The sequence below is a fragment of the Acidimicrobiia bacterium genome (genome assembly GCA_035948415.1).
Lineage (GTDB): Bacteria > Actinomycetota > Acidimicrobiia > IMCC26256 > PALSA-555 > PALSA-555.
In genome coordinates this window covers 1-24,101 of sequence record DASZJD010000079.1, presented here as the reverse complement: position 1 = coordinate 24,101, position 24,101 = coordinate 1, and the positions used below count along the sequence as shown (strand labels likewise).

Annotated in this window: 21 protein-coding genes; 10 read left to right on the top strand and 11 right to left on the bottom strand. The window is 73.2% G+C overall.

From position 1 onward, the window contains the following. Positions 1-794: ferritin-like domain-containing protein (locus VG869_10980; GenBank protein ID HEV3451718.1), on the bottom strand; the 794-nt coding region annotated here is incomplete at its 3' end. Positions 795-1,208: 414 nt separating this feature from the next. On the opposite strand from VG869_10980, the gene VG869_10975 reads away from it, so the two are divergent. From VG869_10975 to VG869_10965, 3 genes are all read left to right on the top strand, one after another. Next, positions 1,209-1,817, top strand: coding sequence for a hypothetical protein (locus VG869_10975; protein ID HEV3451717.1), 609 nt, complete (start codon positions 1,209-1,211; stop codon positions 1,815-1,817). Between the two features lie 101 nt (positions 1,818-1,918). Continuing rightward, positions 1,919-2,428, top strand: a complete 510-nt coding sequence (locus VG869_10970) for a hypothetical protein (protein ID HEV3451716.1) — start codon at positions 1,919-1,921, stop codon at positions 2,426-2,428. Between the two features lie 12 nt (positions 2,429-2,440). Further along, positions 2,441-3,274 carry an aminoglycoside phosphotransferase family protein gene (locus VG869_10965; protein HEV3451715.1) on the top strand — a complete coding sequence of 278 codons (834 nt, stop codon included), beginning with the start codon at positions 2,441-2,443 and terminating at the stop codon, positions 3,272-3,274. A gap of 127 nt (positions 3,275-3,401) precedes the next feature. Here the strand turns inward: VG869_10965 and VG869_10960 are convergent, their stop codons facing one another. The 7 genes from VG869_10960 to VG869_10930 form a co-directional block, all read right to left on the bottom strand. Beyond that, positions 3,402-5,054, bottom strand: coding sequence for a CocE/NonD family hydrolase (locus VG869_10960; GenBank protein HEV3451714.1), 1,653 nt, complete (start codon positions 5,052-5,054; stop codon positions 3,402-3,404). A gap of 150 nt (positions 5,055-5,204) precedes the next feature. Beyond that, the gene (locus tag VG869_10955; GenBank protein ID HEV3451713.1) at positions 5,205-8,132 is read right to left on the bottom strand and encodes an EAL domain-containing protein; all 2,928 of its coding nucleotides are present in this window, start codon (positions 8,130-8,132) and stop codon (positions 5,205-5,207) included. Between the two features lie 133 nt (positions 8,133-8,265). Then, positions 8,266-9,435 carry a beta-ketoacyl synthase N-terminal-like domain-containing protein gene (locus VG869_10950; protein HEV3451712.1) on the bottom strand — a complete coding sequence of 390 codons (1,170 nt, stop codon included), beginning with the start codon at positions 9,433-9,435 and terminating at the stop codon, positions 8,266-8,268. 127 nt (positions 9,436-9,562) lie between these two features. Next, positions 9,563-10,600, bottom strand: a complete 1,038-nt coding sequence (locus tag VG869_10945; protein ID HEV3451711.1) for a PaaI family thioesterase — start codon at positions 10,598-10,600, stop codon at positions 9,563-9,565. Positions 10,601-10,686: 86 nt separating this feature from the next. Further along, positions 10,687-11,220, bottom strand: coding sequence for a MaoC family dehydratase N-terminal domain-containing protein (locus tag VG869_10940; GenBank protein HEV3451710.1), 534 nt, complete (start codon positions 11,218-11,220; stop codon positions 10,687-10,689). Positions 11,221-11,397: 177 nt separating this feature from the next. Further along, entirely contained in the window at positions 11,398-12,591 is a 1,194-nt protein-coding gene (gene dinB / locus VG869_10935; protein ID HEV3451709.1) for a DNA polymerase IV, read from the bottom strand. A 129-nt stretch (positions 12,592-12,720) separates the two neighbouring features. Then, positions 12,721-13,140 carry a VOC family protein gene (locus tag VG869_10930; protein ID HEV3451708.1) on the bottom strand — a complete coding sequence of 140 codons (420 nt, stop codon included), beginning with the start codon at positions 13,138-13,140 and terminating at the stop codon, positions 12,721-12,723. A gap of 263 nt (positions 13,141-13,403) precedes the next feature. Between VG869_10930 and VG869_10925 the strand changes: the two genes are divergently transcribed. Next, positions 13,404-14,078, top strand: a complete 675-nt coding sequence (locus VG869_10925) for a LytR C-terminal domain-containing protein (protein ID HEV3451707.1) — start codon at positions 13,404-13,406, stop codon at positions 14,076-14,078. A 57-nt stretch (positions 14,079-14,135) separates the two neighbouring features. After that, positions 14,136-15,623: a D-aminoacylase gene (locus VG869_10920; protein HEV3451706.1), complete on the top strand. Its 1,488-nt coding sequence runs from the start codon at positions 14,136-14,138 to the stop codon at positions 15,621-15,623. A gap of 22 nt (positions 15,624-15,645) precedes the next feature. Here the strand turns inward: VG869_10920 and VG869_10915 are convergent, their stop codons facing one another. Then, on the bottom strand, positions 15,646-16,146 hold the full coding sequence (locus VG869_10915) for a GNAT family N-acetyltransferase (protein ID HEV3451705.1): 501 nt from the start codon (positions 16,144-16,146) through the stop codon (positions 15,646-15,648). Between the two features lie 147 nt (positions 16,147-16,293). Here VG869_10915 and VG869_10910 point away from each other — a divergent pair, with 147 nt between their 5' ends. Both VG869_10910 and VG869_10905 read left to right on the top strand, forming a co-directional pair. After that, entirely contained in the window at positions 16,294-16,974 is a 681-nt protein-coding gene (locus tag VG869_10910; GenBank protein HEV3451704.1) for a TetR/AcrR family transcriptional regulator, read from the top strand. Between the two features lie 116 nt (positions 16,975-17,090). After that, positions 17,091-18,398, top strand: a complete 1,308-nt coding sequence (locus tag VG869_10905) for a hypothetical protein (GenBank protein ID HEV3451703.1) — start codon at positions 17,091-17,093, stop codon at positions 18,396-18,398. A gap of 58 nt (positions 18,399-18,456) precedes the next feature. Here the strand turns inward: VG869_10905 and VG869_10900 are convergent, their stop codons facing one another. After that, on the bottom strand, positions 18,457-19,014 hold the full coding sequence (locus tag VG869_10900; GenBank protein ID HEV3451702.1) for a DUF4232 domain-containing protein: 558 nt from the start codon (positions 19,012-19,014) through the stop codon (positions 18,457-18,459). A gap of 255 nt (positions 19,015-19,269) precedes the next feature. Between VG869_10900 and VG869_10895 the strand changes: the two genes are divergently transcribed. The 3 genes from VG869_10895 (at position 19,270) to VG869_10885 (ending at position 23,426) form a co-directional block, all read left to right on the top strand. Beyond that, on the top strand, positions 19,270-20,172 hold the full coding sequence (locus tag VG869_10895; protein ID HEV3451701.1) for an SDR family NAD(P)-dependent oxidoreductase: 903 nt from the start codon (positions 19,270-19,272) through the stop codon (positions 20,170-20,172). Between the two features lie 113 nt (positions 20,173-20,285). Then, positions 20,286-22,031, top strand: coding sequence for a class I adenylate-forming enzyme family protein (locus VG869_10890; GenBank protein HEV3451700.1), 1,746 nt, complete (start codon positions 20,286-20,288; stop codon positions 22,029-22,031). Between the two features lie 48 nt (positions 22,032-22,079). Beyond that, the gene (locus VG869_10885; GenBank protein HEV3451699.1) at positions 22,080-23,426 is read left to right on the top strand and encodes an acyl-CoA dehydrogenase family protein; all 1,347 of its coding nucleotides are present in this window, start codon (positions 22,080-22,082) and stop codon (positions 23,424-23,426) included. Here the strand turns inward: VG869_10885 and VG869_10880 are convergent. After that, the coding region (locus VG869_10880; GenBank protein ID HEV3451698.1) for an FAD-dependent oxidoreductase at positions 23,375-24,101 on the bottom strand (727 nt) is incomplete at its 5' end. The genes VG869_10885 and VG869_10880 overlap by 52 nt on opposite strands.

Sequence of the window (24,101 nt, the reverse complement as noted above, 5' to 3'; positions counted from 1 at the left end):
CGCTCCCAGACCTCTTCGCCCACGAAGCGGTCCCGCATGAGATAGCAGGCGTCGACGCAGAACTCCTCGCGCTCGTCGCGTTCAGCGTCGCTGAGCTCCGGGTAGTAGTCGCGGAGTGCGAGCCGACCGAACATGACGTGTCGCGCCTCGTCTTGCATCACGTAGGCGTTGATGGCCTTCCCCAACGGTTCCGTGGCCATGTTGCGGATGATGCCGAATGCGGCGAGCGCGAGGCCCTCGACGATGACCTGCATCCCGAGGTAGGTCATGTCCCACCGTCGGTCGGCGATGACGTCCTGCAGCAGCGCGTCGAGATGACGGTTCAGCGGGTAGACCAGCTGGATCTTCTCGTGCAGGTACCGGCTGTAGACCTCGACGTGCCGGGCCTCGTCGATCACCTGGGTCGCGGCGTAGAACTTGCTGTCGATGTCGGGGACCGTCTGGACGATCTTGGCGGCGCAGACCAGCGCGCCTTGCTCACCGTGCATGAACTGGCTGAACCGCCAGGCCTCGAAGTGGCGGCGCAGCTCGCCTTGCTCCCGGTCGTTCATCTTGTCCCACCACGACGTCCCGAACAGCGGGTTGATCTCCTCGGGCATGCCGACGGGGTTGTCGGGGTCGATCTCCAGGGTCCAGTCGAGGCGATCACTGCCGATCCACTGTCGACGGGTGCCCTTGTCGTACAGGCGCAGCAGCTGATCTCGTGCCGCCGTGTAGTCGAAGTCGAAGATCGTCGTCGCCGGGCTCTCGACGTAGAGGCGGCTCGCGCCGGCCTCGAAGCCGGACGTGCTCATGAGGCCTCCCACTCCCTCGCGGCGAGCGCTCGGTGCCCGCCTCCGGCATTGTCGCATGCGAGGCGCCCACGCGCACTGTGACGTGGGTCCTCCTCGTCCGCCTCGCTTGACCGCCGGTGGCGTGTGGCGGGCGCGCCCCGGGAACCACGGCGCGCCGCTTCGACGTCCGAGACGATGCCGAGCCCCGAGCCCTCGCTGGACCCGTGCAGCCGGAGCGACTCGAGACTTGTTCGCACGCCATCGACCGGGGTCGGTGCTCGGTCGGTGCGAGTTGAACCTGGTGTGGCCGGCACGGAAGCGTGGGAAGGAACGAGCGCGCTCACGGTCACGAGCGACACGATCGGTCGGCCACTGCAGCCCACTAGCATGCGCCGACCACCAGGCTCGTCGTGAAGTGGCTCAGGTGATGCGGCATTGGATGACGAGGCCCGAAACCAATCCTTTTTGACCGCGCTCGTCACCGAGCATTTCGTGCTGCAGTCCACGCGAGGCACCATCACCGGCGAGGCGACCGGTCGCGCCGCCCTCTATCTCGGCGCCCTGTCCAGCGCGCTGATCGCGCTCGGCTTCGCCGCCACCAAGGCTTCCGTCTTCGGTCCGTTCGTCGCCGCCGTGCTGCCGCTCGTCGTCGTCCTCGGCGTCTTCACGTTCCTCCGCCTCGTCGAGATCGGCCTCGAGGACGTGCAGCACCTGCAGGCCATGCAGCGGATTCGTCGGTATTACCGGTCGCTGGTTCCGGAGGGGCCTCAGTACTTCCCCGACATCGCCGATGAGGAGGAGCTCGTCGGGGATGTCAACCGCTACATGGCGGTCTCGATGACCGTCGGACTGCAGCTCCTCCTGACTGCGGCGAGCGCCATCGGCATGATCAACAGCATCGTGGCTGGAGTCGGCATCGCGCTGGCGGTGTCAGCCCTCGGAGGAGGCCTCGCTTGGTCTGCTTCGATCGGCGGCGGAGCCACGGTGCTGTTCATGGTTCTGCATCTGCGCTATGAACTGAAGCGAGCGCGAGCCGCGATGTAGGCAGCTCCCGCGTCGGCAAGCGTGGACTCGAGGCGGTGGACAATGGTCGCGACGCCTGGACGGAATTGAGCCTGGGCGGTCGTTCACGCTGATGACGAAGCATGCTCGCGACTGACGCCTACCACGCCGCGGCGTGGACCTCGTTCTTTCAGGCCGTGGTGGCGGCCGCTGCCGCTCTCGTCGGTCTCCTCTTCGTGGCGGTCTCGCTGAACGTCGCGTTCATCGCCGACTCTCCGAAGCACCGCGCCCGCGCTCGAGAGGCGCTCGGTCAGCTGCTGGTCCTGGTGATCCTCGGGATCGTGGTCCTGCTCCCAGGCCAGAGCCGGTCGGCGCTCGGTGCCGAGCTCGTGGTCTACGGCACCGCCGTGGCGGCCGTCACGATCGGCCTGCAGGCGAGCACGGTGCGACGACTCGCGCCCGATGAGCGGGCTCGCTGGATCGTGCGCGTGATGGGCTATGACGTCGGCGTGGCGACCATCACGATCGCGGGTGCCGGGCTCCTCGCTCGCGGTGCGGGCGGCCTGTACTGGCTCGTGCCGACGGTGCTGATCTTCTTTGTCTGGTCCTCGTTGAACGCCTGGTTCCTGCTCATCGGCGCACGCGGGGGATAGGCGGCGCACGGCGTGGCTGAGCGAGGTCCCGAGGCGTGGCGAGAGACGGTGCCCGGCCTGGTTCGCGAGTGCGCCGACGCGTGGAAGCTCGTGGTCGGACCGCCGTACGCGGCGGGAGCGGGCGGGTACGTCGCTCCCGTCGACGGTCCGGACCTTCCGCCGGCCGTGTTGAAGCTGATCTTCCCCCATCGGGAGTCGAGGCACGAGGCCGACGCGCTGGAGCGCTGGAACGGTGACGGGGCGGTGCGCCTCCTCGCTCGTGACGACGCCCGGTGGGCGATGCTGATCGAGCGGTGCGAGCCCGGGACCAAGCTGGCCGACGCTGCGGTCGAGGATCCCTTGGCCGTCCTCGTCGAGCTGCTGCCTCGCCTGTGGAAGGCGACCTCGTCGCCCTTCCGGTCGCTGACCGACGAGGCGGCGTGGTGGACGAGTTACCTGCCCCGCCGGTGGGAGGAGTTCGGTCGACCGTTCGACCGTCGACTGCTTGACGGCGCGATCGAGGCCCTCACGTCGTTGGCGCCCACGCAGGGTGAGCAGGTCCTCCTCCATCAAGACCTGCACGGCGCGAACGTCCTTGCCGCCGAGCGCGAGCCGTGGCTCGTGATCGACCCGAAGCCGCTCCTCGGGGAGCGGGAGTTCGGGCCGGCCCCGATCGTCCGGTCGTCGGAGCTCGGTCACAGCCGGATCGCGGTGCTGGGCCGTCTCGATCGGCTGACGTCGGACCTGGGCTTGGATCGGGATCGCGCCCGTGGCTGGGCCATCGGACAGACGGTCGCGTGGTCCTTCGATCCTGACTGCGTCGAGGACCACGCCGAGACGGCGGGCTGGCTGCTGGCGGCTCGCTAGGCCGAGCCGACGACTCGCGACCGTCGCGCGCGCTGGCTTCGCGGAGCGGCGGAGGCGATGGCGGCTTCCCGCGCCGCCTGCCGCCTGCTTGGACACCGTTCCGAGTGCGGAATCGACGTGGCCGGCCCTACGAGGCGCTTCCAATCGGAAGGCTGACGGTCGACCGATGCTGCGGGTCGTGGTAGATCGCCTGGTGGGCCACGCGCATGGCGGTCGCGGTGGCGAGCGGGTCGCCGGTGCCGAGGTTGCGAATGAACCGCGGGTGGGCGCCGCTCGAGACTTGGAGCCGGACCCGATGCCCAGCGGCGAAGCGCTGCGCGGTCGGCCAGAGCTCGACGTGGACGGCCCAGACGCCGTCGGGAGGTCGCGGCCATCGTGACGGGCTGACCCGCGTGATGCCGTCGCAGACGTTCCGGGAGCGGCCCTTCGGGTCGACGTCGCAGAGGCGCACGAACACGTCGAAGTCCTCGAGGTCGGAGGCGACGTGGATGTCGGCGCCGACCGCGCCGATCACCTCGAGATCGCGGCCGAGGACGTCGCTCGTGAAGACCAAGACGTCGGGCCGGGCCTCGGTGCGGCCCTGGCCGCGGCGCCCGCCGGCGCGGCGCAGGAGCGTGCCCCCGCTGATCGGGGTCGGGTCCGCGGGGTCGTAGGTGTACCGGTCGGGGTCGCTCGGCTCGGGGTCGGCGGGGGCGAGGCGACCGCCGCGGTGGAGGTGCCACCGTTGTGGGGGGTACCCGGCTGGGGGCCAGGAGGCGAAGTCGCGCCACCGCCCCGCGCCCATCACGAAGAGCCGGACGGGGGGCGCGTCGGCGTCACCGGGGTGGACGCCGCGCACGTGGTGGTCGAGCCAAAGCAGGGATTCGGTCAGCTGAGCCCGGAAGCCGGGCGCGGCGGTGTGGGTCCACGGCCCGATCACGAGGCGCGGGTGCTGTCCGGCCTGGACGAGCCGGTCGTGGTCGGCGAGCTGCACGGGCAGGAAGATGTCGTACCAGCCGCCCACCTGGAGGACCGGGGCGCTGACGTGGCCGAGCCGCGCCGAGTGGTTGACGGGCGCCCAGAACGGATCGTCGTCGGAGGCGTGGTCGACGAACCAGTGCCAGAACGGCAGCGGCCGGCCGAGCACCTGCCGGTCGAGCTCGCCCACGGGCAGGTGGTCGATGACCCGGTCGATGCGGCGGTTGCGGGTCTCGAGCAGGTCCCGGAGGCCGCGGAACCGGCCGTGCTCCTGCTCGCTGACCATGCTCGACCACTCGATGGCGTCCTCGAGGGAGAAGGAGCCGCCCCGGTACCAGTGCTGGGTGATGTCGGAGTACGTGACGTGGGTGCACAGCGCCCGCAGCGACGGGCCGACGGCGTCGGCGATCGCCCACTGCACGTCGCCGAGGTAGCTGGGACCGTTCATCGCCAGCCGACCGTCGAACCAGTCCTGGGCCTCGATCCAGCGCACGGTGGCGAGGCCGTCGGCCCGCTCGTGGAAGTGCGGCTCGAAGTCGCCGCCCGAGCCGAAGGTCCCGCGACAGCTCTGCAGGACGACCCGGTAGCCCCGCTCGGCGAACGCCCGGCCGAGGAACAGCCCGAGCGGGCCGCGCCGACCGTAGGGGCTCCGGACGAGGACGGTCGGGTGCGGGCCTGGGCCCGCCGGGGTGTAGAGGTCGGCGAGCAGGACCACGCCGTCGTCCATCGACACCCCGACGTCGGGCGCGACTCCCACGGCCCGGTCGAGCGGCGCCGGCAGCGCCATGAGCCGCTGCGCCACCACGCTGGTCAGCCTCGACACGACCAGGATCCTCCCCCGGCGGGAGCATGCCGTCCCGGCCGCCGCGGGCGCCACCGCCGGGAGCGACGGCTGACGCCGGCGGCGGGGCGACTGGTTGCGTGGGCGACCGGTCGCGGGCCGCCGGCGACGTCTCGCCGTCGAGCCCGTGGGTCAGTTGCTCTCCGCCACGCGCTGGAGCGCGTCACGCGTCGACGCGACTCCGTCGGGCGGCGCGGGGGTCGACGGCGCGCCGTGAGCCCCGCGTGCGACGCGCTGGGGCCCGCCGGCGGGGTGCAGCGCCCGGGCGGGGGGGTCGGACGCCACCGAGCCTCGGCCCTGCAGGTCCATCAGGTGCGCCGGCTTCGGCCGGCTGAGGAGGTTCCCCTGCAGGAGCTCGCACCCGAGCTCCCGCAGCCGGCCGAGCTGGACCTCGGTCTCGACGCCTTCGCCGATGGTCTGGAGGCGCAGCGACCGCGCCAGACCGATGATGGCGGCCACGATCGCCTCCGATTCCGGGTCCGAGCCGAGGCCCTCGACGAACGAGACGTCGATCTTCAGGGCTTGGACCGGGAAGCGCTTCAGGTAGCTCAAGGACGAGTAGCCGGTCCCGAAGTCGTCGATGGCGAGGTGGGTGCCGATCGCACGCAACCCGTCGAGGGTCGCGGCCGAGCGGTCGGCGTCCTCCATGAGCACGCTCTCGGTGACCTCGAACCAGAGCCGGCTGGCCTCGAGCCCCGTCCGCTGGAGGGCGTCGGTGACGGCGGTCAGGAGCCCGGGGTCCGTCAGCTGCTGCGTCGAGATGTTGATGTTCAGCGCCAGGTCGGGCGAGCAGCGCTGGAACCGGGTCCAGCGAGCGACGTCGTCGCACGCGCGGTGGAGGATCCGCGTCCCGAGCTCGATCATCATCCCGGTGTCTTCCGCGACCGGGATGAACTCGCCGGGCGTGATCTTGCCGAGCAGCCGGTGCTCCCATCGCGCCAACGCCTCGACGCCGATGACGGCGCGGTCGCTCGCCCGCACGATGGGCTGATAGTGGACGGTGAGCTCGTTGGCGTCGATGGCCTGGCGCAGCCCCTCGTGCACGAGCAGCCGGCGCGACATCGCCGCGCGCAGGTCCTCGTCGAAGACGGCCGTGCGCGCACGTCCCTGCTCCTTCGCTCGATACATGGCGATGTCGGCGTGCGAGAGGACGACCTCGGGGGTCTCCGCGCTCGTGCTGCTGTACGCGATGCCGATGCTCGCGGTCACCACCATCTCGCGACCGGACGGAAGCTGCAGCGGGGCGCGGATCGCGCCGCCGACCTCGTCGGCGAGTTGCCGTGCGAGGTCGGGGTCGCGGACGACGGGGCAGACGACGATGAACTCGTCACCGGCGTGTCGGCCCACCTCCCCGACGCCATCCACCACCTCGGTGATCCGACGGGTGATCTCCTGGAGGACACGGTCGCCGACCGAGTGGCCGAGGGTGTCGTTGACGGTCTTGAAGCGGTCGAGGTCGACGAGCAGGAGGGCCGAGACGGAATCGTCGCACCGGGTCTCCACCGCTTCACCGAGGCGTCGGAGGATCAGGTCGCGGTTGGCGAGGCGAGTGAGGGGGTCGTGGGTGGCCTGGAAGTTGAGCTCCTCCTCGACGAGCTTGCGGTCCGTGATCTCGGAGAACGAGCAGACGACCGTGTCGCCCGGCTGGCCGTCCTCGGCGCCGAGCGGCTGGGCGCTCACGGAGAACCAGCGCGGCCCGGCTTCGCCGACGGCGCCGATGACGACCCGGCTCTGCGGCACCCGGGTGCGCAACGCCACCGTCAGCGGGTGGTCGGCGCGTGGGAGGCTGTCCCCGGCCTCGTCGACGAGCGACCAGCACTCCAGCAGGTCCCCGGCGGACGCGCCGACCTCGACGACCGGGCCCAGCATCGCCCGGGCCGACGCGTTGACGGACGTGATCGTCTCGTGCTCGTCGACCACGATGACGCCCTCGTCGAGCGCCGCCACCACGGCGCTGTACCGGGCCTCGGCGGCCAGGCGCTCGAGGCGCTCGGTGAGGTCCGTGCAGACCGCGACCGCCCCGGCGGGCTTCCCGAGCTGGTCGCGGAGCGGGGAGACGGACACGTGGACGCTGAAGCGGCTGCCGTCGGCGCGTCGGTGCTCGACCTCGCCGGGGCGAGGGGTCCCGTCGGTGGCCACGGCCTCGGGCCCGAGGACCTCGAGCACCGACAGGCCGATGACGTCGGCCTTCGATCGCCGGTAGAGCGCTTCGGCGGCGGGGTTCCAGGCCCGGATGCGGCCGTCCGGGTCGGCGCCGATGACCGCGTCCGAGACGTGGGTGACGAGGCTGGCCTGGTAGCGGAGCGCGGCCTCGGCCCGACGACGCTCGGCGACGCTCCGGAGGATGACCTGGTGCGCGGGTCGGCCGTCCCACTCGACGCAGACGCTGATCGACTCGTAGGGCCGGACGGTTCCGTCGGGGGCGACGAGGAGGACCTCGGCCGGCTCCGAGACCATGCCCGGCTCCGTCAGCGACGCGATGCGCTTCAGCGCGGCGTCGGCCGAGGTGGGGTGGAGGAAGTCGGTGATCGAGTGCCCGACCCACTCCTCGGCCCGTTCGATTCCTGCCATCTTCAGCGCGGCCGGGCTCACGTAGCGAACGACGCCCTGCTGGTGGACGACGACCGGATCCGGGTTGAGCTCGACCAGGCGCCGGTACCGGTCCATGACCCCGCGCAGCGCCTGCTCGGTGCGTCGCTGGTCGGAGACGTCGGTGACGATGCCGAGGAGACCGGTCACCCGATCGTCGGAGTCGTGGAGGAGGCGGGCCTGCACCCGGAGGTTGACCGGGTCGCCCCCGAGGTCGTCGAGGGTCTGGTCGAGGTCGTAGTGCTCCCAGGGCGTGCCGTGGCGGACCGACGCCAGGATCGGCTCGAGCAGCTGCGCCGCCTGGTTCTCGGACAGGTTCAGGCACGGCTTCGGGTCGTCGAACCAGTAGACGAAGTCGCTGGCGCAGTCGAACTCGAATGTCGCCACCCGCCAGAGCTGCTCGAACCCGGCGGCCGGCTCGACCCCGTCGACGCCGCCCGCGCGGGTGCAAAACTCGGAGTGCCCATCCACGGTCATAGAAACGACGAAGACCTCCCGCCGATTTACCCGGCGTAGGCCGCTTTAGCTGCCCACTGCGTGACGAAGAGCCCCACGCCCCTCAGGGCTGCCCAGCCTAGCACGGAGAGTGGTGTTCTCGACGCTGTCAGTGGTCGGGCTCGTCGAGCAGCAGGGCCGTGTTGTAGCCCCCCATCCCGATCGACGACTTGAACGTCACCCCCGGCTGCCGGGCGATCGGCCCCGAGACCAGCCGCGGGTGCCCGGGTGCCACCGCCGGGGGCGCGGGGATGGTTCCCTCCTGGTAGGCGAGGCACGAGATCGCGACCTCGACCGCGGCGGCGGCGCCCTGGCAGTGGCCGACCAGCGGCTTGAAGGAGAAGATCCCGGCCGCGCCCGGGAACAGCTGGTCGAAGAGCTGAGCCTCGGCGCGGTCGCACTGGCGGGTCCCGGGCCCGTGGGCGTTGAAGTAGACGATGTCCTCGGGGTCGGTGTGCGCGTTGACGAGCGCGGCCCGGTAGCACGCCTCGATGTGCTCGGGCTTGCCGGCGAGCGCGATGGCGTGGTGGGCGTCGTGCGACATCGCGCCGCCGAGGATCGTCGCGTAGGCGCCCGCGGGCCGGGACGACACGACGAGGCCCACCGAGGCCTCACCGCCGACGAACCCCCGGCTGCCCTCCTGGAAGGGCCGGCAGGCGTCGAGCGGCGGGCTGTCGACGACGACGACCCCGAGGTCCACCATCTGGCGGGCGTTCTCGGGCGTCCCGGACACGTCGGTGGCGACCACGAGCACGTCGTCCACGACGCCGGCGTCCAGCCAGAGCTTGGCGGTGAGCAGCGCCGCGTTGCCCGACGCGCACATCGCGACGACGTTCATGCACGGGCCGTGGAAGCCGTGCTCGATCATGAGGTTGGTCACCACGGTTGAGGGCATGAGCTGGACGTACTCCCGGCGGGACGCCCGGCCGCCCTTCACGCCGTAGAAGTCGCGCCAGAGCCCGACCTCGCCGAGGACGACGGCGTGGATGAGACCGACCGTCGGGCCCGGCCGCCAGCCCCGGTCCCGCGCGTCCTCGACCGCCTCGCCGGCGGCCGCCCGCAACGACCGGCTGAACTTCGTCTCGACGCCGGCGGTCTCGTCGTCCGGGATCATCGCGACCCAGATCTCGTCGCGATCGAACAAGGAGCCGAAGCCCGGGGTGGGGCGAACCGCGGAGTCGCCGCGCAGGAGTCCGTCCCAAAGGTGTTTTTTGCCCCAGCCGTAGCCGGTGACCGTCCCGATGCCGCACACCGCCGGCGATAACCGGCGCGACTCCATCCTCACTGACCCCTTTCCCGCCACTAATACGCGTACCAGGTCCTGGGCCGCTGCGCCAACACCCCTTCCGGCGGCCCGCCGGTCCGGGGCGGGATCGAGCCCGCCGGCGGCGCCCGAAGCCCGGCTCCTACGGCGACGGGCGGTACGCGGCCGACCCGGTCAGGAGGGCGACCCGCTTGCCGTCGGCGTTCTGCACCTCCCCGGTGGCGATGGCGTAGGTGTGGCCCTGGTGCACGACCTGGGTGCTCGCCACCAGGTCGCGGCCGTCTGGCGCCACGGGCCGGAGCAGGTTCACCTTGAGGTCGAGCGGCGCGCAACCGCCTCCGGGCGGCACCGTCGCCTCCACCGCGCCGAGCAGCGCCGTGTGCCCGAGCAGCGCGATCACCCCGCCCTGCACGAACCCCACCGGGCTCGAGACCCACCGGGTGCACGGCAGCGAGAAGACCGCCCGCCCGTCCCCGATCTCGACCGGTGCCAACCCGAACAGGTGATGCAGCGGCGGCTGCGGGAGGCTGCCCCGCCGCTGCCCCTCGAGGACGTCCCGGCCGCCCGAGGCCCGCCAGACCCGATCCTCGAGGACCTCGCCCTCGACGGCACGCAGGTAGGGGTCGGCGGGCCCGGTCGCAGGCTCCGACGGCGGCGGTCGGAGCGGCTCGGGTCCGGGTGGGGGGCTGACGCCTTCGGGCACGGGGGGGAACACCGTGCAGCGCGACGCGCCGACGCCGATGAGCTCGCCCTCGTCGTCGGTCAGCGTCACCTGGGACAACCCCAACGTGTCGCTCGTGTACACGGCGCGAGCGTCAGCGACGACGAGGCCGCCGGGCTCCACCGGGCGGATCCACGACAGGGAGAGCTCCGCCGTCGTGTACAGCGTCGCGGCGGGCAGCGTCGTGTGCACGGCCGAGCCGAGCGCGCTGTCGGCAGGGATGAGGAGGGCGCCCTCGCTGACCCGCCCGTGCGACGAGCGGAGCCAGTCCGACAACGGCATGACGCAACGCGCCGTCCCCGCGTCGACCCGGGTCGGGTGCATCCCGGTGAGATGGGCGACGGGCGCCCAGTCGTAGCCCCCGTCGAGGTAGGTCCGCAGCAGGTCAAGACCCGAGAGCCGAACGAGCGCCGGCGGCAGGAACGCGCCCCGGGCGGGCTCGGCTCGGACGCTGAACACCGCCGCGCCTGTCGCCGCGGGTTCGGGCGAGGACCCGACGCGACCCTCGACAGCCCGGGACGGCTCGTGAGGGGTCGGTCGCACCGTCACCCGTCGAGCAGGAGGATGTACGTCGCGTCTTCGGTCACGACCGGCGCCCCGTCCGGCGTCGACCAGCGGGTCTGGACGTGGCTCAGCACCATCTGCCCCCGACGGGCCGACTTCGCGACCGGCGCCGAGACCCGGGTCCTGCCGTCCAGGACCTCACCGACCCTCGGCGGGCGGTGAAAGGTGAACGTCTGCTCGCCGTGCAGGTAGACGCCGCGGGCCGGGCCCCCGGTCCCGAACAGGTCGGTGCCCGGCGGCAGCATCGATGGCGGCACCGAGCCGTCGGGCTGCAGGTCTGGGAGCGCGCACGCGTGCAGCCAGGCGAAGCTGAACGTGGGGGGCACCGGGATCCCGGACAGGCCGGCCGAGGCCGCCGCGGCGGCGGAGGCGTAGACCGGGTTCTCGTCCTTGACGGCGCGTGCGAACGCCCAAGCCGCGCCGTGCTCGACGCGCACGCGCACCGCGGGTCCCCAGTCGCCGTACCGAGTCGCGGCCGGCTCACGCGTGGCCACGCGGTCCTGCGGGTCGCTCACGGCGCCGAACCCTCCCTGTCCTCAACCCGACTCCGGCGCGGGGTCCGGGCCCAGCCCGGTACGACCACCGACGGCCCGTTGTAGTCCATCGCCAACGCGCCCGGGAGGGCGTTCCGCCACCGGTGACGCCCGGCCGAGGGCCGCGGTGGGCGATCCGACGGCTCCGCCGCGGGCCGGTCAGTCCGGGAGCATCGGGACCGAGAGGCCCTGATCGCGGCCGAGCAACACCGCCCGAGTGACCGCGGCCGATCCGAACCGGGTCCGCACGTCGTCGAGCACGTCGTCGAGCGCGACGCCGTGACGATCGAGCGGCAGCGTGAGCTGGACCGCCCCGCTGTCATCCAGGTTGCAGACGGCGACACCGACCAGCGTGAGGCCCTCGCGTTCGATCATCGGCATCGCCATCGTCAGCAGCGCGCGTGCCGCGACGAGGATCGTCTCGGTGTGCGCGGTCGCTTGCGCCAGCGTGTGGGACCGAGTCGCACGCGAGAAGTCGTCGAAGCGCAAGCGCAGCACGACGGTCCGCCCCACCCGGCCGGCTGACCGCATTCGACGGGTCACGCGATCCACGAGCGCGACGACAGCGGCGTCGACGGCATCGGGCGAGGCTCGGGTACGGCCGAGCGCGCGCTGGGAGCCAATCGAGCCGCGACGGCGACCGAGCACGACGGGTCGGGGATCGCGGTTGTGCGCGAGGGCATGGAGATGCCGGCCCGCGGCCCGACCGAGGATCGCGACGAGCACCGTCTCCGCGAGCTGGGCGACCTGGCCGACGGTGGCGATCCCTCGGTCGTGGAGGGTGCCCGCCGTGACGGGCCCGACGCCCCAGAGCCGTTCGACCGGCAACGGGTGGAGAAAGGCGAGCTCGCCGTCGGGTGGCACGACGAGCAGGCCGTCGGGCTTCGCGACGCCGCTCGCGACTTTGGCCAGGAACTTCGTCCGGGCGACCCCGACGGTGAGCCGCAGACCGACCCGGTCGAGGACGTCGCGTCGCAGCCTCGCGGCGATCTCGGTGGGCGTGCCCGAGACTCGCCGCAGACCGCCGACGTCGAGGAAGGCCTCGTCGATCGAGAGCCCCTCGACCAGGGGCGTGGTGTCGTCGAACACCTCGAACACCGCCCGGCTCGCGTCGGAGTAGGCCGACATGCGGGGCTCGACCACGATTGCCTGCGGGCACAGCCGGCGGGCCCGCGCGCCGCCCATCGCGGTGCGAATCCCGTAGGCCTTGGCCTCGTAGCTGGCTGCGAGCACGACGCCGCCGCCGACGATCACGGGACGGCCCCGCAGACGAGGGTCATCTCGTTGCTCGACGGAGGCGTAGAAGGCGTCGAGGTCGGCGTGCAGGATCGTCGCCTCGCTCGCCACGAACATATGTTCGCAAGCCGGTGCGACGGCGGCAACCGGATCCTGCCGCCGGTGCCGTCCCGGGGGCAGGGCGGCGGGGCCGTCCACCGCCCCGAGCCGCCGCCCGGGCCGCGGGCCCGTGCTGCCGGCGGGGGATCAGCGGCCGCGGCGCGAGATCTCGGGCTGGTAGGTCCCGACGGTCCAGAGGTTCCCCTCGGGATCCCGGACGTCGAACTGGTGGCTGCCGTAGGGGGCATCGTGCAGGGGCCGGACGATGTCGGCCCCCGAGGCCAGCGCGCGCTCGTACCAGCGGTCGACGGCGGCCGGGTCGCGTGTGTTCAGTGCGACCGAGCTGGGCCCGACGGCAGGCCCGGGCTCGCCCGCCGGCGCGCGTCGGCCGACGAAGAGGAACCCGGCCTCCCACACCAGCTCCGCGTGGACGACGTCGCCGTCGGGCCCGTCATGGACCGCCGCCGGCCGGAACCCGAGGACGTCGGTGAGCCAGCGGATGCCCGCACGGGGATCGTCGTAGGTGACGGAGGCCGTGATGCTCTGCGTGATGAGCGGGCCGTCCACTGCGCCTCCTTCCGGCGGTTCGAACGCGCCCCGAGCTTCGGGAGGACGGTATCGGCCTCGAGGATCAGCGAGCCATGAGGGGCGCCGCCGCCGCCGACTCGTTCGCGGTCCATCGCGCCGGCGCGGACGTCTGCCAGCGGGCGGCCCGCTCCCTGCCGGTCGCCGCCGCACTGGGCGCATCGGGGAGGTGCGGTTGGCATCGTGGTCCGGCGTCCGCACCGATTATCGTGTTTTGACCAGCGACGACGTTGCTCGGGAGACGGATGAGCAACGAAGGTGACTCCCCGCCGGCCCAATGGGCCGCGGACCCAACCGGGCAGCACGACTATCGCTTCTGGGATGGCTCCCAGTGGACGGAGTACACGAGCGACCGGGTCATCCCGCTGGGTGCACCCGGCGCGCTGCCGGCGCCACCCGCCACGACCAGAGCGGCGGCCCGAGAGGCCGCGCGAGGCGGCCGTCACCGTCGACGGGGATCCAGGAAGCTCGCGTTCTGGCTCGGCGCGGTGCTCGGTGCGGCCGTCGTTGCCGGTGCGGGCGCCGCCGCCGTCTACGGGTTCCACGTGAAGGTCAATGCCCCCGCCTCGAAGCACTCGACGCGGTCAGTGTCCACCCCGACGTCCGTGGGGGCCACGACGACGACCGCGTCTCCGGGGCGCCCGCCGGGCCAGGTTCGGGTCGACGTCCTGAACGGGTCGGGGATGCCGGGCGCGGCGAGCACGAAGGCCTTCGCCCTCGGCGCGATCGGGTACAAGGTCGCCAGCGTCGGGAACGCGTCCGGACGCCACGGCAACGCTGTGCAGTGCCGGCCGGGCTTCGAGGCCGAAGCCACGACGCTGGCGAAGAACGTCGGAACCGGCACCACGGTCGAGCCGTTCCCGAGCCCGGCCCCGGCCGGTTCGGCGAACGCCGACTGCGTCGTCGTCCTGGGGCAGTAACGAGGGCCGCGTTCCTCCCACGTACTTCCTGAGCGACGGGCGATACCTTCGGGGGCGGTGGACCTCGTGATCCGCGGCGCGACCGTCTACGACGGGTCTGGCCGGACGCCGAGCGTCGCCGACGTGGGCGTGACGGGCGGAAGGATCGAAGCCGTCGGCGACCTGTCGGCGGCGCGGGCGGACACCGACGTCGCCGGCGCCGGGCTGGCACTCGCGCCCGGGTTCATCGACGTGCACAGCCACGACGACTTCGCCGTCTTCTTGACGCCCGAGATGGACTTCAAGGTCGCCCAGGGCGTCACGACCGACGTGGTCGGGAACTGCGGGCTCGGCGCGGCGCCGTTCGCGGCCGCCCAGACGTACCTCACCCTGTTCGGCGCCGATCACCGCCGCGAGACGCTGCCGCCGTGGAGCACCTACGCGGAGTACCTCGACGCCGTGGACGCCGACCCGCCCAGCCTCAACGTGGCCGTGCTGATCGGGCACGGCACCATTCGCCTCGACACCATGGGCAACGCCCGACGCCCGCCCACGGCGGGGGAGCAGGAACAGATGCGCGCGACCCTGGCCGAGGGCCTGGCGGCGGGCTGTGTCGGCTACTCGACGGGCCTCATCTACGAGCCGGGCCGATACTCGAAGACCGACGAGCTCGTGACCCTGGCGGCCGAGATGGCCACGACGGGCGGGGTCTACGCGAGCCACATGCGAAACGAGGCCGACGGGCTGCTCGACGCGGTGTCGGAGACCATCCGCATCGGCGAGACCGCCGGCGTGCCGGTCCAGATCTCCCATCACAAGGCCAGCAGCCCGTCGGCGTGGGGCCTGGTCCGCGACTCGCTGGGCCTCATCGACGCCGCCCGGGCGCGCGGCGTCGCGGTCAGCGCCGACCAGTACCCGTACACGGCCGGGAGCACGAGCCTCGCTGCGGTCCTCCAGAACCTCGAGGAGGGCACGGCCGGCTTCGGGGCCGTCGAGTGGCGCAACCATCTCCTCGCGTCTGCACCACGCCACCCCGAGTGGGAGGGCCGCACCGTGACCGACCTGGCGGCGACCTTCGGTGTGGCGCCGCTCGACGCGGCCCGGCGAATCGTGGCCGCCGAAGGTGACGGCGCCGTCGTCGTCATCGAATCGATGAGCGAGGACGACGTTCGAACCGTCATGGCTCACCCCAGCACCATGATCGGCTCCGACGGCATCCCGACCCTGGGCGGCAAGCCGCACCCGCGCCTGTACGGCGCGTTCGCCCGCGTGCTCGGCCACTACGCGCGGGACGAGCGGGTGCTGTCGCTGGAGGAGGCGGTGCACCGCATGACGGGTCTGCCGGCGGCGCAGTTCGGGGTGGCGGGCCGCGGCACGATCGAGCCCGGCGCCTGGGCCGACCTCGTGCTCTTCGACCCCACGACGATCGACGACGTCGCCACCTACGAGTCACCCCGGCAGCACCCAGCCGGAATCTCGACCGTGTGGGTCAACGGCACGCCCGTGGTGCGCGACGGCTCCCACACCGGCGCTCGGCCGGGCCGGGCGCTCCGCCGGGCCGGCTGAGGCACGCAAGCGTGCCCAACGGTCAGCGCCGGCGCGGGAGCTCCAGCACCGCGTCGTAGATCCCTGACGCGGGCTTCGTCGAGATGGGCCCGAGCCGGCCCAGGCGGCGCAGGACCCAGCTGTCCTCGGGCAGCACCGAGGCGCTGAGGGCCGCGACGCCGCGCGACCGCTGGTTGGTGATCAGCGCCGACACCAGCCGCGTGCCGACGCCGCGGTGCTGCCACGCATCCTCGACGACGACGGCGATCTCCGACGTCCCGTTGCCGTCGCGATGGGCCTCGGCCACGCCGACGATGTCGTCGCCGAGTCGGGCCACGAGGAAGACGTGGGTCTCGGACTGCGCGAGGGCCCGGTCGAGGTAGCGGGTCGGCACGTGCTCCCCGCCGCCGTGGAAGCGATGGAACAGGGTCGAGGCCGAGCATCGGTCGAACATCGCCTCGAGCCGGCTCCGGTCGACGGCGCTGGGACCGTCGACGCTCAGACCCCGTGGCGGAGCGTTCACGCGCGCTCCGAGTTCGTTCATAATCCGAACCTATTGGGTTTGGTTTCCGAACGCAAGGTGACCGGGGTCACGGCGGGCCAGCTCGACGGTGCGGCGCGTCGGGTTTGCTGGCTCTCGGTTCAACATCTGCTAGACAGCGGGCCAAGAAGTTCGCAGCGCGGAGGGGCGATGCCGACGCTCACGCGGACGAGCCGACCCCCCCGGACGCGACGGGCCGGGGCTCGTCCCACGCAGGCCGAGCGCCGGGCCGCCTCCGAGGAGCGGCTGCTCGCGGCGGCGATGGAGCTGGTGGCGACCCGCGGGACGGCCCGCACCAGCCTCGGCGACATCGCCGCCACCGCCGGCTGCAGCCGCGGCCTTCCGACCTACCTGTTCGGCTCGAAGGACCAGCTCCTGCTCGCTCTGGCTGACTACCTGGTCGAGCGCTTCCGCACCGAGCTCTTCGAGCCCGCGCTCCAGGGCCGGGAAGGGCTCCCGGCCCTCCTGACGTGGCTGCGCGTCTACGTGGAGGGGCTCCGCCGGCCCGAACCGCAGGTCCGCGCCGCGTGCGTGCTCCTCGGCGAGGCGGTCGCGTCCGAGCCCGCGTTTCTCCCCGCCATCAACCGCGTCCACCGAACCGTCCGGTCGATGGTCGCCGAGTACGTCCGCGACGGGATCGAGCGCGCCGAGATCCGCTCGGACGTGGACCCCGAGGCCCACGCCGCGCTGCTGATCGGCACGCTGCGCGGCATCTCGCTCCTGGCGGTCACCGACCCGAGCTCCCTCGACCTCGACCGCGTCGGCCGCGAGCTCGTCGCCGCCACGCGGCGGTCACTCCGAGCCGCGGCCGAACCGGGCGAGGACGCATGAGTTCGTGGCGGTCGGTGTGTCGACGGGCGGCCGTTGCGCTCGGCGCCCTCGCGCTCGGCGCGGCGACCGTCGCGGCCCAGGCGCCGTCGGCCCCGTCGGGTCGTCCGTTGGCGCGGGTGGCCGTCCCCGTGCGCTTCGAGCAGCTGGCCGGCTTCCCGGCCCCCGGGACCCCACGCCGGCTCGACCGCGTCGGCGTCCTCGAGACCGGGCCCAGCAGCGCCAAGAACGTGCTGGTCCTCGTCCCGGGAACGTCCGCGAGCGCGGCCTACTTCGAGCCGCTCGCGAAGGACGTCGCCACGCGCGCGCACGGCTGGCAGGTGTGGGCGGTCGAGCGCCGAGAGAACCTGCTCGAGGACCACTCGATGCTCAACCGGGCCAAGGGCGGCCGGGCCACGCCCCAGCAGCTCTTCGACTACTACCTCGGCTTCCTCACGGACCGGAGCGTCAAGACCCACTTCCACTTCATCAACGACGCCGACGTCGCCTTCGCCCGCCAGTGGGGCATGCGGGTCGCGGTCGAGGACCTCCGGCGGGTCGTCGCGGCGGCGCGGCGGCTCGGCGGCCGGGTCGTGCTGGGCGGCCACTCGCTGGGCGGCTCCATCACGACCGCGTACGCCACCTGGGACTTCAACGGACAGGCCGGCGCGCGGGACCTCTCCGGCCTCGTGTTCATCGACGGCGGCAGCGACCCGACCGCGGTGACCGCCCCGGCCGCGACCGCCTCCCTCCAGGCGCTCCAGCGTGGCTCGCCGTGGCTGGCCTTCGGCGGCATCACCGCGCCGTTCGCCGGCCTGTTCAACGCGGTCACCTCGACGCTGGTGCACCTCGAGCCCAGCGCGCCGGCGCGCCTGCAGGGCTGGCCGCTGCTCCCGGCGAACCTCCGACCTCCGCTGCCGGTCACGAACGAAGGCGGGTACGGGTCCGCGCTCGACACCAAGACCTCGCCGATGGGCCTCCGAGCCGCGCAGGCCCACCTCGGTCAGCTGGCGTCGACGGGCGCGCCGCGGGGATGGGACGGCACCGGCGCGCTCACCCCGATCCAGCGCTACGCCGACATGTTCTCGGGCACCGGGCTCAAGGGCCTCGACGGGACCGCCTGGTACCACCCGCAGCGGCTCACGATCGATTCCGGTGCCGTGGGCGACGGCAACTCGAACCCGGCGCAAGGCATCCTCGACGTCCGGGCCACCCACGGCCACGACCTGCCGCAGGCGCTGCGCATCTACGCCTTCGGCGCGGCGCTGGGGGGGCAGCGCGTCCTGGACGCCGCGACCGCGCTGGCGAACCAGTCGAGCATTCCGCCCCGCCAGCTGACGCTCGTGAACCGGCAGTCGACGTACGCGCACAACGACCCTGCCGGCGCCAGCCCGACGAACGACTTCTTGGCCAACCTGGTGCCCTTCCTCACCGCGCTCGGACGTTGAGCGGCGACCAGGACGGAGGGGACCGCGGCGCGCTCCGGCGCGCCCGATCGTCACCGGCCTAGAGCGGGCCGACCCCGCGGTGGACCGGCGCGGCCTCGATCCGGCCGTACTCGCAGACCAGGCCGACGACGGGCCACGTGGTCGCAACGACCTGCGTGTCGTTCGGCGGCGTGATCGCGATGCCGCTCGGTGCGACGCAACCCTGGGCGGAGTCCACGTCGGTCCAGCTGAGCAGCGTGGACGCCTGACCGGCGGGTGGGACGACGACCTCGGTCGGCGGCCGCAGCGCGGCACCGCGCTCGACGTCGGTGAGGAGCCCGTCGCCGTCGGCGCCGAGCATCCGAAGGCCGACGAAGCCCACCATCGCGCACGGGGCGGCACTCGCGTTCGTGAGCACGAGGACGACGCGGTGCCGGCCCCGGATCACCCGCGTCATGGTGAAGGCGGCGCTGAGCTGGCGGCCCTGACAGGGGACGAGATCCGCGGCCGCCACCGAACCGGCGGGAGGGGCGGAGCCGGAGCGGGGCGCCGACGACGCCAGGTGCCCGGCGGGAACGAGCGCGAGGAGGGCCAGGAGCGCCGCCGACCGATGTGTGGACCGGTGCCGCGAGGTCATGGCCCGACTCCGATGGGCAGCGAACCCGCGCCGGCGGCCGGATCGGCGGCGGCGCCGCTCGGCTGCCCTCGGCGGTGTTCGATCGTTCCCGTCGCCTCGATTTTCGCCCCGATGTCAATTCCACCGCCGGCCGCCGGACCCGACGACCGTCCTCGGGGGAGCCGAGCCCGACTCGAAGGACCGCCCCGCGCCGGTCGGCGCCCGCCACCGGGGCCGGTCGATACGATCCGCACGACACTGCCGACGGGGGCCGAGATGGAGCTGCGCCAGGGCGACGTCGCGGTCGTCACCGGGGCTGCCGGCGGGATCGGCCGGGCCCTCGCCCGGCGGCTCGCCCGCAGCGGTCTCGACGTCGTGCTCGCCGACGTCGACGAGCCGGCGTTGGGCGAGGCGGTCGCCGACGTGTCGGCGCTCGGCGTCGACACCCTCGCCGTGCGCACCGACGTGAGCGACGAGGCGTCGGTGACGGCGCTGGCCCGAGCGGCCCTCGAGCGCTTCGGCGCGGTGCACGTCGTCTGCAACAACGCGGGGGTCGCCGGCGTCGGTGACCCGTGGTTCGGCCCCCTGTCGAGCTGGAGCTGGGTCCTGGGCGTCAACCTGTGGGGCGTGATCCACGGCGTCCGCGCCTTCCTCCCGACGCTGGCCGGCCAGGGCCGCGGCCACATCGTGAACACCGCGAGCATCGCCGGCCTGGTCCCGGGCTTCGGCCCGATCTACGACGCCACGAAGCACGCCGTGGTCGCCCTCTCCGAGGACCTCTACGCCCAGCTGCGGATGACCGGCCTCCCCCTCGGGGTGAGCGTGCTGTGCCCGGGCTGGGTCCGCACCGGGATCCTCGATTCGGAGCGCAACTGGCCGGACGCGCTGGGCGACCGACCAGACCCGGCGCCCGGCTACGAGGCGCTCGCCGAGCACGTCCGCCGCGCCGTCGACGAGGGCGCGCAGCCGGCGCTCGTCGCCGACCTCGTGGCGGCCGCGATCGAGGGTGACCGCTTCTGGGTGTTCCCACAGCCTGAGTTCGTCGAGCTGGCGGCCCGCCGCTGGCACGGCATCGCCGAGGGCCTCGACCCTGAGCCCTTCGTGGACGTGCCCGGCTTGCCACCGGCGGGCCAGCTCCGCGAGGAGCTCCTCGCCCGCCTGTCGCCGCCGGCCGAGTAGCCGTCCTCCGATGCGAAGCCCCTGTCGTCGGCGGACCGGCGGTGGCGTGATCGTGCCCCCCGTCCACCGACCGCGGGCGGGCCGACGCCGTCCGGCCGGGGCAGGATGACGGCGTGGACGTGACGGACGCGGCCCTGCCCTCGCTGGCCCAGGTCCACACCCGGCTCACGGCGCCCGGCGAACCCTTCGAGATCGCCGAGGCGACGATCCGCGGGGTCCCGACCCGGGTGTGGAAGCACGCGCCGACGTCGCTCGCCACGATCCTCTCGGGAAGCCGCGCCCACGGCGAGCTCGACTTCCTCGTCTACGAGGACGAGCACTGGACCTTCGCCCGCCACTTCGCCGCCGCCGCGACGCTCGCGCAGAGGCTGCGAGCCGAGTACGGCGTCCGACCCGGCGACCGCGTCGCGATCGCCATGCGGAACCTGCCGGAGTGGTCGCTGGCGTTCTGGGCCGCCGCCGCCGCCGGTGCCATCGTCGTCCCGCTCAACGCCTGGTGGACCGGCGCCGAGCTGGCGTACGGCCTCCGCGACTCGGGGACCACGGTCCTGGTCTGCGACCAGGCGCGGCTCGACCGCCTGCTCCCGGAGCTCGACGAGCTCGACGGGCTCCGAGTGCTCGTCGCCCGGGCCGGGGACGACCTGGCCGCCGGCTTCACGTCCGTGGCCGACCTGCTCGGGGAGATCCCCGCCGACGTCGAGCTGCCGCCCGTGGACCTGGGCCCGGAGGACAACGCCACCATCTTCTACACGTCGGGAACCACCGGGCCGCCGAAGGGCGTGCTCGGCACCCACCGCAACATCTGCACGAACCTGATGAGCCTCGGCTTCGCGAACGCCCGGGCCGCGCTCCGAACCCCGGACCGGGCGCAAGCCCGACCGCCGACGGCCGGTCGCGGCGTCTACCTCCTGTCGGTGCCCTTCTTCCACGCCACCGGCTGCCACTCGGTGCTCGTCGCGAACGCGGCGGCCGGCAACGAGCTCGTGCTCATGCACCGGTGGGACGCCGGGCGAGCGCTCGAGCTCATCGAGCAGGAGCGTGTCACCGTCTTCGGCGGCGTCCCGGCGATGGTGTGGCAGGTGATGGAGCACCCCGACTTCTCGGCCCGGGACCTCTCGAGCCTCCGCGGCGTCGGCTACGGCGGCGCGCCCGCGGCCCCCGAGCTCGTGCGCGCCATCGAGCAGCGCTTCCCTGGCCGCACGCCGAGCAACGGGTACGGGCTCACCGAGACCTCGTCGGTCACCACCATGAACGCCGGGGCCGACTACCTCGCCCACCCGGACAGCGTCGGGGTCCCCGTCCCGGTCTGCGACGTGCAGGTCGTCGACGAGGAGGGTCGAGCCCAGCCACCCGGTGAGGTCGGGGAGCTGTGGATCAAGGGGCCGAACGTCGTGACCGGCTACTGGAACAAGCCGGAGGAGACGGCGGCGTCGTTCACCGACGGCTGGCTGCACTCCGGCGACCTGGCGCGCGTCGACCCCGAGGGCTTCGTCTACATCGTGGACCGGTCGAAGGACCTGGTGATCCGCGGCGGCGAGAACATCTCGTCGGTCGAGGTCGAGGCCGCGCTCTTCGAGCACCCGGCGGTGACCGACGCCGCGGTCATCGGCGTCCCCCACCCCGTCCTCGGCGAGGAGGTCGGCGCCGTCGTCCACACCGCGCCCGGCGCGACGGTCGGCGAGGACGAGCTCCGCCAGCACGTGGCCGCCCGGCTCGCGGCGTTCAAGGTGCCGGCTCGCATCTGGTTCTCCGACGACCCCCTGCCGCGCAACCCGGCCGGGAAGATCCTCAAGCGCGACCTCAAGCGAGACCTGCTCGCGGCGCCGGGCGAGGCGCCGGCCGGGGGCACCCCGGCCTGAGCGCGGCCCGCGTCGTCGCCGTGACGACGCGGCTCGGGGCCGTTCGCCGTGCCGACGATTTCCGCGCCGCGACCTGCGGATGGTCGCCCTCGGCCCGGGCGGGCTCGGTACGGTGCCGGAATCGAGTTCGGACCTGCTCCTGACGACGATCCCCGTCGCCTCGCCGTCCGCGCCTGGCTGGCCGACCACCCGCGCCCGACCGGGCGCCAGCTCGCCGAGGCGGGCTACGTCGCGCCGCACTGGCCGCGGCCGTACGGGCTCGACGCCGACCCGGCCCACCAGCTGATCATCGACGAGGAGCTGCGAGCGGCCGGCGTCCCCCGGCCCGAGAACCCGATCGGCGTCGGCTGGGCCGGTCCCACCATCCTGCTGGCGGGCACGGGGGCCCAGCGGGACCGGTTCCTGCTGCCGGCGCTGGCCGGCGAGGAGCTGTGGTGCCAGCTGTTCAGCGAGCCCGACGCCGGCTCCGACCTCGCCGCGCTCTCGACCCGGGCCGAGCGCGACGGCGACACCTACGTGGTGAACGGCACGAAGACCTGGACCACGCTGGCGCACCGGGCCCGGTTCGGCATCCTCCTGGCTCGGACCGACCTCGCCGCGCCGAAGCACCGAGGCATCTCGTACCTCATCTGCCCGATGGACCGGCCGGGGATCAGCACCCGCCCGATCGTCGACATGACGACCGCGCACTCGTTCAACCAGGTGTTCTTCGACGACGTCCGGATCCCGACCGACTGCCTCGTCGGGCGCGAGAACGACGGCTGGCGGCTCGCGAGGGCGACGCTCGCGAACGAGCGCGTCTCGCTGTCGACCGGCGGCGCGCTGTGGGGCGCCGGCCCGTCGGCGCACGACCTCGTGTCCGCGGTGCGGGCCGGGGGCTCCCTCGCCGACGCTCGGCTTCGCGACCGCCTCGCCGCCCTCTACATCGAGGGCGAGGTCCTCCGCCTGGTCCGCCTCCGCACCCTCTCGTCGCGCCTGGCCGGGCACGAGCCGGGTCCCGAGGCGTCGGTCCAGAAGCTGCTCGCCGACGAGCACGGCCAGCGGCTCATGGAGCTGGGCAAGGACCTCGCCGGCGCGAGCGGCATGCTCGCCGGGTCCGGCCCGGTCGGTGACCTCCCCGAGCGGTCGCGAGGAGGCCCGACCGAGATCAACTTCGCGCGCGGGCAGTGCCGCGGCGTGGACCCGGTCTGGCACTACGGCTTCCTGTTCTCGCCCGCGCTGACCATCGGGGGCGGAACCTGGGCCGTGCAGCGCAACATCGTCGCCGAGCACGTACTCGGCCTTCCGCGTGACGTCGAGCCCCCGCCGGCCGAGGCGCCGGTCTCGCCGCGCGAGCGGCGCGCCTACGAGTCGGGATCGAGGATGAGGCGCGGCCCCCAGTCCCAGGTGAGGTAGTTCCACGCCCACTGGAGCAGGACCTGGGCCCGGTTCTGGAAGCCGACCAGGTACACGAGGTGGAGGACCAGCCACGCCAGCCAGGCCACGGTCCCGCGCAGCGTCACGCCGAGCGGGAGGTCGGCGACGGCGGCTCGGCGCCCGATCGTGGCCATCGTGCCCTTGTCTCGGTAGCGGAAGGGGCGGGTGGGCTCGCCGCGCAGCCGCCGGAGGACCTGCTCGCCGGCGTGGGCGCCGGTCTGCATCGCCACCGGCGCCAGCTGGGGCAGCAGCCGGCCGCGGTCCGTCGGCGCGGCGACGTCGCCGACGACGAAGACGTCCGGGCTCTCGCGCACCGAGAGGTCGGGCTCCACCGCGATCCGCCCGCCCCGGGTCTGGGGCAGCCCGAGCCGGTCGGCGAGCGGGTTGGCCTTCACGCCCGCGGTCCAGACCACGGTGCGGGTCGCCAGCAGCTCGCCGGAGGCGAACCGCACTCCGGCCGGCGTCACCTCGACCACCTGGTCCGAGAAGCGGACAGACACCCCCCGAGCGCGGAGGGTCTGCTCGGCGTGGCGGCGCGACGCGGGCCGGAACGAGCCGAGGAGCTCGGTGCCCATCTCGACGAGGACCACCCGGGCGTGGCTGACGTCGGCTCGGCGGTAGCCGCTGGCCAGCACCTTCGTGAACAGCTCGGCC